General features: G+C 60.6%; 10 protein-coding genes and 2 pseudogenes. 5 read left to right on the top strand and 7 right to left on the bottom strand.

Translation table 11 applies throughout. The annotated features are described in order from the left end of the window. A partial coding sequence (locus C1I98_RS41665; RefSeq protein WP_199537168.1) for a hypothetical protein occupies window positions 1-432 on the top strand: 432 nt, incomplete at its 5' end. 216 nt (window positions 433-648) lie between these two features. Here the strand turns inward: C1I98_RS41665 and C1I98_RS45785 are convergent. Both C1I98_RS45785 and C1I98_RS24135 read right to left on the bottom strand, forming a co-directional pair. Beyond that, the gene (locus tag C1I98_RS45785; RefSeq protein WP_368773543.1) at window positions 649-840 is read right to left on the bottom strand and encodes a transposase family protein; all 192 of its coding nucleotides are present in this window, start codon (window positions 838-840) and stop codon (window positions 649-651) included. Window positions 841-925: 85 nt separating this feature from the next. Further along, window positions 926-1408, bottom strand: a complete 483-nt coding sequence (locus C1I98_RS24135; protein WP_233508134.1) for an RNA-dependent RNA polymerase family protein — start codon at window positions 1406-1408, stop codon at window positions 926-928. Window positions 1409-2476: 1068 nt separating this feature from the next. On the opposite strand from C1I98_RS24135, the gene C1I98_RS24130 reads away from it, so the two are divergent. After that, complete coding sequence (locus C1I98_RS24130; protein ID WP_146607600.1) at window positions 2477-3898, top strand: phospholipid carrier-dependent glycosyltransferase; 1422 nt, start codon at window positions 2477-2479, stop codon at window positions 3896-3898. A gap of 794 nt (window positions 3899-4692) precedes the next feature. Beyond that, on the top strand, window positions 4693-5790 hold the full coding sequence (locus C1I98_RS44260; protein WP_233508133.1) for an IS630 family transposase: 1098 nt from the start codon (window positions 4693-4695) through the stop codon (window positions 5788-5790). A gap of 7 nt (window positions 5791-5797) precedes the next feature. Here the strand turns inward: C1I98_RS44260 and C1I98_RS24120 are convergent. Next, window positions 5798-7014: pseudogene (locus tag C1I98_RS24120) on the bottom strand (IS256 family transposase). 113 nt (window positions 7015-7127) lie between these two features. Between C1I98_RS24120 and C1I98_RS24115 the strand changes: the two are divergent. Then, window positions 7128-7454, top strand: coding sequence for a nucleotidyltransferase family protein (locus C1I98_RS24115; RefSeq protein WP_158558163.1), 327 nt, complete (start codon window positions 7128-7130; stop codon window positions 7452-7454). 244 nt (window positions 7455-7698) lie between these two features. Here C1I98_RS24115 and C1I98_RS24110 read toward each other — a convergent pair whose 3' ends face one another. The 3 genes from C1I98_RS24110 to C1I98_RS40655 all read right to left on the bottom strand — a co-directional run bounded on the left by C1I98_RS24110 (window position 7699) and on the right by C1I98_RS40655 (window position 10766). Continuing rightward, window positions 7699-8160, bottom strand: coding sequence for a S26 family signal peptidase (locus C1I98_RS24110; RefSeq protein WP_111169705.1), 462 nt, complete (start codon window positions 8158-8160; stop codon window positions 7699-7701). Window positions 8161-8290: 130 nt separating this feature from the next. After that, window positions 8291-9925, bottom strand: a complete 1635-nt coding sequence (locus C1I98_RS24105) for an ABC transporter ATP-binding protein (RefSeq protein ID WP_233508132.1) — start codon at window positions 9923-9925, stop codon at window positions 8291-8293. Between the two features lie 289 nt (window positions 9926-10214). Then, window positions 10215-10766 carry a TlpA family protein disulfide reductase gene (locus tag C1I98_RS40655; RefSeq protein ID WP_146607598.1) on the bottom strand — a complete coding sequence of 184 codons (552 nt, stop codon included), beginning with the start codon at window positions 10764-10766 and terminating at the stop codon, window positions 10215-10217. A gap of 1150 nt (window positions 10767-11916) precedes the next feature. Here C1I98_RS40655 and C1I98_RS40650 point away from each other — a divergent pair. Further along, a complete protein-coding gene (locus tag C1I98_RS40650; protein ID WP_146607597.1) occupies window positions 11917-12462 on the top strand; it encodes a MauE/DoxX family redox-associated membrane protein in 546 nt (181 codons plus the stop codon). A 28-nt stretch (window positions 12463-12490) separates the two neighbouring features. Here C1I98_RS40650 and C1I98_RS44250 read toward each other — a convergent pair. Next, a pseudogene (locus C1I98_RS44250) lies at window positions 12491-13032 on the bottom strand (transposase family protein); the annotation flags it as partial.

Raw genomic sequence — 13032 nt, 5'->3', positions numbered from 1 at the left:
GTGTATAAGAGACAGCCCCCACTCCGCGACCAGCGTCCTGAAGATCAGCCCAAGGTCTGCCGCCAGCAGACCATCACCCTGCACCCCGGCGATCTCGGCCACCTGGACAAGTTCCGTCAGGACCTGCCCTACCTGACCCCGGCCTGGGCCGGAACCTACCGCGCCGTCCGCGCCAATACCGAAGGGATCAACGGGCGGCTCAAAAGCTTCGATCTCGACCTGGGCGAGCCCAAGAACCGGCCCGCACACGGCCGCGTCGCCCAGACGCTGCTCATCGCGCTCATCGTCACCGTCGCCAACGACAACTTCCTCGACGCCTGGCGGCACACCCACCAACCCGAACCCGCTCCAAGCGACACCACAACCGAACTCGACAGCCAAGAGGTCGCCGACCCGCCGATCCCGGCAGGGAAACCGCCACCCGGACCTTAGGCAACAAATCGGAAAGTCAGCACACAGCATCTCGCCAGCCGCAGGCTTCGCCATGCCCAGCGGCGCGATTCTCGTGCTCCTCCAGCGGCCTGACACCACCCGAGCCTTCCGCGGCACCCACCACAGCGGCCCCAAAGACGCCCGAACGCGACTCGGAACCCTCTGAAACGACGAGATCCCGCCCGATCAGCAAGATCAGACGGGATCCCGTCAACTTCAACTCGGCCATTTCAAGAACGGCCCGCACCCGCCCCGAGCGCACCTCAGCCGGCGAAACCGCAACCGGATCAGCACCCGCTGCCCGGCTAACGGCAGGTCCGCCAGTTGCCGATCGACATAGCCGTGCACCCGCCCGGCTGCCCCGCAGCTGGGACACTCCGCCGGCGCGCCCGTGGAGGCGACATGCACCACGATCCCCTCGGCCCTGGAGTGAACGCTGCCAATGACCAGGTCGGCCAGATGCGGGAGCACCAGCCCTGCAAGATCCTTTATGTCACACCGGCGTCACCCTGACACAGGCCCCCGAGACAGCCATGGACCGACACGAACTATCACTTTCCGTCACCACCGAAAGTGGGCCAGAGCCGAAAACCGTACAGTCCCGAGCCGTCTTCGTACAGTCCCCCCACCGGCGGCCCCGCGCGCACTCGTCGATGAGCACCTGCAGGGCGTCATGCGCCGACCGTCTCGGGCGGAACCCGAACGAGCAGTCGGCCATGTCGGCCTCGAAGACCGGCTCGAGCACGATCTTCACGGCCGCCTGCACCACCCGGTCGCGAACGGCGGGAATCGACAGCGGGCGGTACTGATCCTTCAGCCCCGGCTTCGGGATCAGGACTCTCCGCGCCGGCAGCGGCCGATACCGCCGCTCCCGCAGTTCGGCGGCCACCTCGTCCAGGAGCCGATCGACCCCGTACTCCTCGACCTGGGCCACAGTGGTCTTGTCGATGCCCGGTGCGCCGTCGTTGATGCGCACCGCCAGCGCGTGGAACCTCCGCCCGGGATCGGCCTTGGCCGCCTGGTAAAGCGCATGCCGCAGGACACGGACCGGATCACGCGGAACCCGTGGCACCCGTGATCCCGACGCGGCGGGACTAGCCTGACCGGCACTCACCGGGCCCCTCCCTGAACAGCCGCTGCGCATCGACGAAGCAGCGGCCCTTCCCAGCGCCGCTGGTTGTGTTGTCCGGTCGGCTCGATCGGTACCACGGCCGCGTCCCACGCCCACCCGGCTCACCACCCACTTTCCGGCTCCGACCGGTTATAGGGCGCGACGCTCCGGCAACGAAGCCAAGCTTCCGCAGGTTGCCGGGCCGGGGAGGGCCTCCCCAGTTCCCGCCGCCACTATCGGCACGTTCCGCGCCCCATACGCCGGGGAGTCCTTGACGGCTGCTTCCAGGCTCTTCACCGCGTCCATGGCCTTCGCCCCGGTTTCGAGAGGCTCGGCACTCCCTCGTCCCCCCCGAGGGGTGGGCTGAGTAACGACGCCGCAGGCTTCGCTTCATGCTACGGACCGCACCATCGCTCCCCCATTTACAGGGCCTTCGAAGCTGGGCTTCGACCCCGCCCGTTTCCAGACGAAGCCGCCAGCCTGCGACCAGACCTCCTGGCAGCTACCCGGACCGGACTCACACCGGCAAGCGACGACGAGCTTACGAACAACAAGATCAGCCGCTACGTCACGGCTTCACCTCCTGTTCTGCTGGGCACACGAAAGGGCTCACTATCGTTTCAGGCTCTGGCGGAATGTCCATGTGTCTACCTCGAACAGCGCTACCATCCTCGTTGAATCCTTGCTGCCCGAATCGGACTTGATGAGACCCTGTGAGCAACTCGCTACAGGAAGAGGTCAAGGTAGGTAATCGCCGCACCGACACCTGACATAGGACATGCGAACGTTCATGTGCTGCCCAGGCCTCCTTGTTGGCGAACAGTCGAAGGGGTCTGCGTATATGTGACCAGGGATCACATAATCTGATAGCCTCACCGGCGAAAAGGGTCGTGCCCGCATAAATTTGACGTCGACGGGACTGGAGCCTTACCCGTGCGCTATGCTAGTTTAGCAATCACGACTACGCTGCGGCAGCATCGGCTATTTGTTGGTGCTACAGTATTCGCGATCTGGTTACGCATCATAACGACTCTCGGCTTCCGGCCTGCCTGGGTCTACTGGTTTGACTCATTCACCTATTTGAACGCGGCGATGCAGTTCAGACCGGAATCCGGTTGGCAGCCTGGCGGATACCCCCTCTTCCTCTGGCTGTTATGGCCCTTTCATAGCGTGACTGTGGTTGTCATCGTCCAGCATGCTCTTGGGCTGACCATCGGCCTACTTATCTACGCAATGCTGCGCCGAAGGGGAGCCCGGCCCTGGATCGCAGTGATGGCGACCGTCCCGGTATTCTTTGACGCGTCGTATCTCCGGCTCGAACATGCTGTTCTCTCCGACACACTTTTTATCTTTCTACTCACGCTCGCCGTCACGACTGCGTTATGGCATCCTGACGTGACCATCAAAGCCGCTGTGCTTGCCGGAACTTTCTTGGCCTGCGCGAGCGTTGTACGCACTATTGGGCTCGGCCTCATCCCTCTCTTCCTGCTCTGGCTGCTCGTTCGCCGCGGCGGATGGAAGCGCGCCCTTGCCATGGCGGTCGCGGCAGCGATTCCCCTACTTGCGCATGGAGCGTGGTACGCGCACAACTACGGGTCGTTCTCCCTCTTAGCCGGCGGAAACAGTGGAGTGCTGCTGTGGGCCCGAACGATGACATTCGCCGACTGCACCAGGATCCGCCCTCCTGACGACGAGCGGCGCCTGTGCCCCAACAGTGCTGTCCAGGATGCCGCGTCGGAATATGTGTGGGATCCTCACTCTGCAATCAACCGATATTCAGGGCCATCCAAGAACGAACTGGCACTGTCCTTCGCAATCCGAGCAATAGCCACGCAACCTTTGGACTACATACTCCATATCATCAAGGACACGAGCATCGCCTTCGCCTGGACGCCAATTGCGCACCCGAAACGTGTGACGCCTGCATATGGTTTCGCGGAGGGCTCGTGGCCTATCCCGCAGAACCCGTTGTTAGATGATGTGCGAGAAAAATATGACAACAGCATCGGCGTGCTCAGGTCTGTGGATCCATATGCCTCGTTCGTCGTTCGATACCAGTACGTTGCCTATATGCATGGCCCGCTGAAGGCAGCGATATTCTTGTTGGGCGCATACGGGCTTATACGCCGACGGAAAGACGTCACCATAGCATGGTTCATGGCTGCCTTTCTCTTGGTCGGGCCGGTGGCTGTGCTGGACTTCGACCATCGCTACGTCCTTCCGGCGATCCCCATCGCCTGCATCGCGGCCGCGCTCGCTACAATTTCTCCCCGGGACAGGCCGAGATGTGATCCATTGCCGCAGGCACATCGGCTCACGGTCGAGGTCGATGAGGCGCGGCCGGGGCTTGATTGACTGCTGGCTGCCAAGGCGCGTACCCAGGCAGCGGGCGTGCTGGTGGCGAAAGACCAATCAAAGGAGACCGAGAGAAACGGTCTTTCCGCTGCTTGAGGCTTCCGGGGATGGCCGCAGGCATGCATAAGCGCCTGGCCCCGGCGCGCGCTGGCACGATCTGAGCAACACCGGCGCGATGAGGAAGCGGCGCGGACATCCCAGCGGCCGCTCCTGGCTGCGGTTCTGGCGGAAGGAGGGGGAGCACGCTTGCGTCCAGGCACGAGTCCAGCGTGAAGGAGATGTTCTGAAAACGAGGCTCGGAATGTATGGTGTTCGATGATCGTAAAGATTGCCGGTTGCCATACTCGGTGAAGAAGCTATTGACCGCATTGCCCACGATGGCGGACGTCTCCCGATCTTTCCCTCTACGCTGGGTCGTGGTGGCGATTCGCAGGTCGTAGTAGACGGCCCGCGTTCCTATGGCGACATCTCCTGGAGAAGCTGCCATGAGGCCAGTGCTCTAATCCGCCATCGCGACAAGCCGCCCTCCGGAATTCGGCGTGCTGCAAATGCTCTGCGCGCCTTCAGCCGACCCCAGCGCCATCAGCCGCCTCGTTGGCGGTCACGAATTCCACTGGGCCGACCTACTCTCTCACGCGATCGAGGAAAAGATGGCGTGCCTGCTGTGGCGCGAGCAATAGTCAAGACCTGTGGATCACGAGTTCCTAGTGCCGCATCACAGAACCTTGCCGGGGTTATTGATCTGGGTAAGTGATCACGCCAGCCTTGTCCCGGAGTAGTTCCGGCAGGTGGTCGTGGCACGTAAGCCCGAGGTGTTCGTCCGGCCGTTGTCGATGGAGGAGGGCCGGCGCCTGCAGAAGATCACCCGGATTGCCAAAGACCCGGTGAAGCTGCGGCGGGTGATCGTGGTGCTGATGTCGGCACAAGGGCGGCCGGCCTCGGCGATCCGAACACTGATGCAGGTCGGCGATGACTACGTGCGGCAGGTCGTGCACGCCTTCAACGAACGGGGGTTCGACGCGCTGGACCCAAAATGGAGCGGGGGCCGTCCGCGGAGGATCAGTGAGTGGGTGCGTGAACGCATCTGCCTGATCGCCCGGACGACCCCCGCCGAATGGGGCATCACCACCTTCTCCACCTGGAGCCTGGCCAAGCTCGCCGCCCACCTGCGGCGGATCAGGCTGGTGACCTCGATCAGCCCCCAGCACCTGGCGCGGATCTTGAAGGCGGGCGGCGTCTCCTGGCAGGCCACCACCACCTGGAAGAGCAGCGACGACCCGGACTTCATCGCCAAGATGCGGCAGGTCCTGGCCCTGTACGACACCCGGCCGCAGGGAGGGCGGGTGATCTGCGCCGATGAGTTCGGCCCGCTCAACCTCCAGCCGCGCAAAGGCCGCACCTGGCGGCCACGCAAGCGTCCGCGGCGGCTGCGGGCGACCTATCACCGCGACGACGGTGTCCGGCACCTGCTCGGCGCGTTGGACCTGGCCACCGGCAGGCTCTACTACCGGATCCGGCGCCGCAAACGATGGACGGAGTTCCTGGCCTTCCTCAAATCGCTGCGGGCCCGTCGGCCGGGTGAGCGCCTGTATGTGATCTGTGACAACTACTCGCCGCACAAACGCGCCGAGGTCAGGTCCTGGGCCCGGGGCAACGACGTCGAGCTGGTCTTCTTGCCGACCTACGGGTCGTGGTTGAACTGGATCGAGTCGGAGTTCGCTGCTCTTCGGTACTTCGCATTGAACGGCACCGACCACCGTAGCCATGAGGAGCAGAACGCCGCCATCGCGGCCTACGTCCGCTGGCACAACCAGCAAGCCACACCAAAGGTCAGCTTCGCGGCCAGTTCCCCGATCCGGTCGTGGACGAGTTACCCCACCAAGGTTGCGTGATGCACCACTAGGCGGCTGTGGGGACAGGTGATTCTGCAGGGCGTTCGACGAGTTTGCCGTCGACGAAGGTGGCGCCGGCTCGGACCAGGGCGACCAGGTGGGCGCCGTTGACCGCGCGCCAGCGCCGTTGGGCGGACTCGATCAGTTTGAAGGCCATGGCCAGGCCGGCGGCGCGGGAACCGGGGCCTTTGGTGACCTTGGTGCGGTGCCGGACGGTGGCGAAGGTGGACTCGATCGGGTTGGTGGTGCGCAGATGCTGCCAGTGCTCGCGGGGAGTCGTAGAAGGCCAGCAGTTCCTCCACGTCGTCGGTGATCTTGGCGACGGCTTTGGGGAACTTGGCGCCGTAGGCGGCCTCGAAGGCGGTGACCGCGGCCAGCGCCCGGTCCTTGCTCTCGGCGTTCCAGATCTCAGCCAGCGCCTTCTTGGCGCCCGGGTGGGCCGACTTGGGTAGCGCCGCGAGCACGTTGGCGATCTTGTGAAACCAGCAGCGCTGGGCTCTGGTCTGAGGGAACACCTCGGCCAGCGCGGACCAGAAACCGAGCGCGCCGTCGCCGATGGCGAGCACCGGGGCGCGCATGCCGCGCCGGGCGCAATCACGCAGCAGGTCCGCCCAGGATTCGGTCGACTCGCGGTAGCCGTCGGTCAGCGCGACGAGTTCCTTGCGGCCGTCGGCGCGCACTCCGATCAGCGCCAGCAGGCAGAGTTTGTGCTCCTCCAGGCGGATGTTGACGTGGATTCCGTCTGCCCAGAGATAGACGTAGTCGACACCGGACAGGTCACGTGCGGCGAACGCTTGCTGTTCAGCCTTCCACTGCTCGGTGAGCTTGGTGATGGCCGGTGCCGACAGTCTCTTACTCGAGCCGGGGAACTGGCCCAGCGCTGGTACGAAGTCGCCGGTGGACAGGCCGTGCAGGTAGAGCAGGGGCAAGCACCTCGGTGATGGCCGGGCTCTTGCGGCACCAGGGCGGCAGGATGGATGAGGAGAACCGGCGCCGTTCGCCGGTGGTCTCGTCGATGCGCTTGTCGTTGGCGCGCGGGGCGTGCACTTCGATGGCTCCCGCGCTGGTCAGCACCTGCCGGGGCTGGTGGTGGCCGTTGCGGACGACCAGGCGGTGGCCGTGTTCGTCGCGTTCGTCGGCGCAGGCGGCGATGTAGGCGTCGACCTCGGCCTTGAGCGCCTCGGCGAGCATCCGGCGGGCGCCTTGGCGCACCAGCTCGTCGATGAGAGCCGGCGTCGGGGCGGGGGTGGTGGCGGCGTGGTCGCCGTCAGCGGGTCAGGACTACGGTGAGCACGGGTGTGCTTTTCCGGCCGACGTTGGCGCGTCGGTCATGCTTGGTGGAATCACATGATCATCGGGAAGGTACACCCCTTCCCAGTGATCCACAAATCTCAAGCATTGCTCTGCCGGCGCATTACTTCGAGTCCACCGGCCTCACATCACTCGTCCCGCATCCACTACGCAGACACCTCCTCGGCACGCTCCGCGCCAACCGCTACAAGACGACGCTCTACCGTGCGGAGGCTGCGCGGATCGTCACCGCAGCGGCCGACCGGCGGCTCCCGCTCTTGGCCCTGCACGGCATCGCCTGGGAATCGGCGCTCTACGGCGGTACCGGAGCCAGACAGTTCAGTGACTTCGATTTCCTGACCACGCCAGACTAAGCCACCCCGGTTTTGATGGAGACCTCAGCGGTTGATTGCCAGGACTTCGTTGAAGTGGTGGTGAGCGTAGTAGATTGCCTTGAACTCCTCGGGCGGGAGGTTCCGATGGCCGAGTGCAGGCAGGTGGTGTTGAACCAGGCCACCCATTCGGCGGTGGCCGGTTCCACGTCGGCAAGGCTGTGCCACGGGCCGCGGGCTGCCATATATCTTCCACCTCTTTCGAGGCACGGAGCTCTACATAGCGTCAGCGACTGATCCGGCGTCGAACTACTCCAAGTACTCGTTCAGTCGGGAAGTAACCAACGCATCGGGAATCGAAGCTGAAGTCGGTATTATCGCCGAGCAAGACGATATTTCCTGAAGGTACGCGTTCTTCCGAGACCAGAGCCAGCGCAGGGACAAGATCGCGCGGCACCGGGTCGCCCGCCGTCGCGCACACTCGCTTGATCATCCATTCCCGGCTTTTGATCAGAGTAACCTTCGCTCCCTTCGGCAAAGGAGGGTGGTGCCAACCACCATGTAATGTTGGCCGCTCGATCACAACAGGCATTCCTCGGCAAGCTGCGACTTTACGTCGCACAAGTACCCGATCGCCCTCATGAAATGTAGGTTCCATGCTGCTGCCACGAATCGTCACCAATACCATTCCTCGTTTGAGTAGCAGCAAGGCGACCGCGCCAAGACCTCCAAGGACAAAAGCCGCCATCGATGCCACGGCCCAAATAAAAAACTCTTCGATGGGAGCAATGGAGGCAATCAGATAGAGAGAGATCGAGGACCTTAAGAGTCGGCCTGGCTGGTACCGAAGATGATGCGGAGCATGCCCTGGAGCTGATCTAATCAACAGATGCACCCGGCCTTAATACTGATTGTTCTCCATTATAGCCGGAGGCCTGCATAGTGAATAGACGCCAGTACAACCCCCCGCTAGTCACCAGCGCGCAATGATCCCCGCTTTCAACAATTCTACCCTCGCTAAGTACCGCTATGTGGTCGGCGTCACGAACGGAGCTGAGTCGATGCGATATGAGTAAACTCGTGAGGCCCGCGCGGCATTTCTTCAGAGTAGTGTGAATCTCATGCTCTGCTTCGGCATCCAGTCCGGCGGAGGGCTCATCGAGGATCATGAAATCTCGCCTATCGCGCAGGAGGCTGCGGGCCAGTGCCAGACGCTGCCACTGTCCACCTGACAGCACCACACCAGTGTCAGGGTTGTCCTTATCTGTTTCCGTGAAGAAATTCCGCGACAAGAGGGTGCTATACCCACGGGGAAGATTACTGAGAGTTTCATGGATACCTGCCCGCAGCGCGGCAGCATGGATCCGGCCCTCGTCAGACAGATGGCGAAGGTCCCCAAGGGCAATGTTCTCAGCAGCCGTTAGATCATATTGCATGAAATCCTGAAATAGTGCGCTAACGCGCTGGCGCAGCTCAGAAGGATCGGTATCGCGAAGATTTACGCCGTCCCACAGAATGTCACCGCGAGTAGGATCATAAAAACGGCAGAGCAACTTCACTAATGTAGACTTTCCTGCACCATTAAGCCCGACGAGCGCCACTGATTTGCCAGCCGAAATGCGAAAAGTAACGCCACGCAAGACCCATGGGTGATCCTTCGAGTATCGAAACCACACATCCTGTAATTCAATACCATCGTGCAGTTCAGGGAGTGGACGAGGCGCAGCCAAGACAGGTAGATCTGGCGCGGCCCCAGTCACCAAAAGATAGTTCCTGAACATCAGCATTGACTGGTGGAGTTGTCCAACACCGCCGGCGAGCGCTCCCAAGGCGCTCTGCACCCCTGCGATTGCCGCGATAAGGACGGTGATATCGCCAATGGATAGTTGTCCTTTTATAGTTGCGAGCACCGCCCATATAAGCCCGAAGCTGAAAACGCTTGCAGCCAGTATGCTAAGGCCCGACTGCACGATAGCTGTCCGCTTCTCCAATACTCGTTTAGCGTCATCAGCAGTGGCACGCTCGGTCATCATGCGTTTTCGGAGGAACGCCCCAATGTCGAACAGACGCACCTCCTTGGCTGCAGCTACACTGCCAAGCAATTGAGCGTAGAACAACTCTCGCCTCTCGTGCGGCCCGACATTCCAGTACATGTTCACACGTTGTCGCGAAAGAACATTTTCGGCAACTAGCACAGGGAGACCTGCACCTAATGCCAGAATAGTCATAAGCGGGCTCAGCAGATAAAGGGAACCAAGGAAGCCAGTGATGGTGATCAGGGCGCGTACTATGCTGAGTAGCCCTTCTACTACGCTGTTTGGAGTGCTTCCCCCCGCTTGCTGCGCGAGTCGCAATCGGTCGAGGAAGTCAGGGTCCTCAAAGCGGGATAGACCGAGGAAACGATCTATGGCGCCGAAGAGACGGTCCTGGGCAACCATAGCCACACGGCGTGTCATCTGCTGATTGAAGTATTGAGCAGCTTGTGGCATCACGGCCATGGCGGCAGTCGCCAAGCCAATTCCTGACGCTACACGAAGGATATGATCTGATGAGACAGCGCCAGCAAGACTGTCGAGCAGTAGCTTAGTTAACCAAGCTACTGCCACGGGCAGTAGGCCCCCTATAAGAGTAAGAATCAGATACAGTGTCAGTGCGCCACTTGCGGCTGATCTTACCAATCTCCAGGCAGCAATGAATTCATCTATAAAACTCATTTTGGCTGGTGGTGGATCGTGAGTAGCCATACTTCTTGACCTAGGCCTAGTGTCGAATAATATGTCTGATCTACTCCGGTCCAGCCCTTCAGAGAACGCTGCTCGCCCGATCTAGCTCTATATCGGTGTCCGTTACGACCAACTTCCCGCTTTCATCACGCACAATTCGCAGGATGGCCGGGAATGCCTTTATCTTGAATACTGAGCTGAGACTGCCACCGATATCTTCTACCACTACGTGACTCAAAGGCGAAAGCTGGCCTGCCATCACGCTGGCCACGGATGGCTCTCCCGCGACCACCGAGAGTACATTTTGCGGAGAGCCGGGGTGACCTGCAACGTACTCGGCAAACTTCGGCAGCTTCTCTTTGCACGGGACGCAATCCGAGGAGAAGAAGGCCACAATCATTTCACCGCTGATGGTCTCTGAATTGAGCCATGTGCCATTGGTTGTGGAGGCGGCAAACTCGTCCACTTGCTCGCCTACCCCGATGCTAGCCTGAAGCAGTGTTCTCTCGCTGCTCAGAAGCGCAAGTCTCTCTGTGTGCTCGCGTAAGCGCTTGATCACGCCCACCGTAAGAATGAGATCGAACAGACAGAGTGCTCCAACAATCAAGAGCCCCGCTACCAGGTACGGCATTATGCCTCTCCCATGCTCATCGCCCACATCGGGCTGGTGCCGGAATCGACCGGCTCATCTTACCTGTGATCTTGCTTGGTGTCCGCCGGCTGGCCGCCGGCGGGCACCCACTCGACCTGGATTGCTCAGCAGATAATTCCGCAATTCGAAGGCGGGACAACGCATCCCTGGCCGGGGCAGCAGATAGCCCTGCAGGGACGATGGTTGCACTCAAAACAGTCGCTGAAGCACTTGAGGTAGCAGTCAGGCTCAGCGGCTGCAGCCTCAGTCCGTGGGATGAATAGCTCGAGCAGGCGGATGCCGATTGTTTCGAGCGTCTTGTACATCGACTGATTCCTCCTTAGAGGTATGCATGTACAGCGGCCCTAATTCTGAGTGCATGAACCATATCGTGTCAAGATCGCAGCGCTCTTGACAAGATGTTAAGTTTGTGCTGGCTGCATGTCCTTGCAGATCGGGACCATGAGCCGCTCGTAGACTTCACGGAGTTGACACTTAAGCCGTGGAGAAGCAGGCGGTTATGGTGCCCCCAAAGATGTTACGAAGAGTGACAGTATGAGGACAAAGTGCGGTGCACAAGTTCGGTATTTGATGTCTAAGAGAGGCGATGTCCATGAAGAAATACGGACGGCCCTCTTTATAGCAAATATCTGGCCGAAAACCTTCGGTGGCGGCCTGGGCTGTCGATATCACTGCTTGCTCATAGCGAGCATTCATAGAGTTAACCAGACTGCTTGTGGGCACTGCGCTTGACACTAAAGAGTTCGCTATGCACACTTGGTCCCGACCGCCTACATTTAGACCACGCATAGATTGGAGAAGCATTGTACAAGCAGCTCGAAAGCATGGGAAGCCGCCTCCTCAGCCTATTTGTGCCCCAGGTCGAGGCAGCAGCCGCCGAGTGCTACATCAAATGTTTTGCACAATGCTGGCAGTGCAACTACAGGCCTTGCAGGGCCTTTTGCTGCGCAGGACAGGAATGTGTCGTTTATGACCGGGATAAGGACTGCGGCGTAATCTGCTGAGTCAGTTAGCATGGCATCCGGCCCCAACCTTGGGCCGGATGCCATAGTTTACAGCTATATGAGACCCTACGCTGATCATTTCGGGGAGCTGGCTTCCGCAGCTATAGGTGAGTAATCGAAGGCGCGTGACCACAATAGGGAAATTTATGTCATATCTAGATGCTTTTGCGCGTTGCCTGATCGGGATTTCATTTTTGATTGCGGTGCTGAGTAAGGCCTCGAACCGCAAGCTATTTACGAGATTCGCAGATGCGATCCGCGGAATGAGATTGCTCCGTGCAGCTCACATAACCATCGCAGCCCTGTCCATAGTTGCCGCTGAAGCGACGATTGTGCTTCTAGTTGTGATCGCACCGGCGCTGGGTTTACTTCTTTCCGTTATCGTTTTGACAGTCTTTTCTTTGGCTATCCACTTTACTGTGAGCCGAGGGCTCAACACACCGTGCCGTTGCTTCGGCGTATCATCGGCCCCCATGAGCAAACGGCACATTTGGCGAAACATTTTTTTAATCACTATCGCAATTATCGGCCTACTTCGCTCCGCGCTACCAAATGAACCGGACGTAGTAGGAGAAATTATCGCAATCTTTGCAGGGATTACCTGCGGGGTCATCGTTGCGGCGTTTGATGACATCATTGATATTTTCGCCCCAACAAACGGCTTTCAGTGAAGTGAGATAGGCTTACTACTAGGTTTTTTCACCGAGTTCCGCGGAGTTGCAGTGAACTCTTTTTCACCGCGCTTCTCGGTTGTAGAACGAGAATGGCCTTGACGAGTTGACCCGTGAGTAGGGGGCAGCAGCGGAGTTTGCGTAGGATGCGCCAGGCATTGAGAACCGCGTTGGCGCGTTCGCCGGGGCCTCGGAGCTTGGCGTGTGCGGAGTTGGCCGTCTTCTGGGACTGCGGCTTCTTGCGCCCCTTGTACGGCACCAGCACGCGCCGGCCTGCGCCGATGTACGCCTTGTCGGCGAGTGTCACCAGTCCGGCGACTGTAGACGGCGGGTGATGCCCCAGATGCGCGCCGCCTGCAGGTCGTGCACCGAGCCCGGCAGGGAGCCGGAGGTCCACAGGGGTGTGCCGTCGGGAGCGGCCAGGACCTGGATGTTCATGCCGAGCTTCTTGTGCTTGCCGGAGTAATAGGGCCGATCAGCGGCCACACGGTCGATCGGGATGAGCGTGCCGTCCATGATGAGGTAGGGGTATCCGGCGCGTCTGGCGGCGCGCAGGGCCTGATCCAGGCG

It is taken from the genome of Spongiactinospora gelatinilytica, from assembly GCF_003236385.1.
Lineage (GTDB): Bacteria > Actinomycetota > Actinomycetes > Streptosporangiales > Streptosporangiaceae > Spongiactinospora > Spongiactinospora gelatinilytica.
Note: the sequence above shows the minus strand (reverse complement) of the source record. Positions and strands in the feature narration are given on the sequence as shown.

Excerpts from the sequence above, each read along its gene's own strand:
- C1I98_RS40655 (WP_146607598.1), bottom strand. The coding sequence starts at position 10,766 with ATGCCGTACCTGGTAGCGGGGCTCTTGATTGTTGGAGCACTCTGTCTG.
- C1I98_RS24110 (WP_111169705.1), bottom strand. The coding sequence starts at position 8,160 with ATGGCGGCTTTTGTCCTTGGAGGTCTTGGCGCGGTCGCCTTGCTGCTA.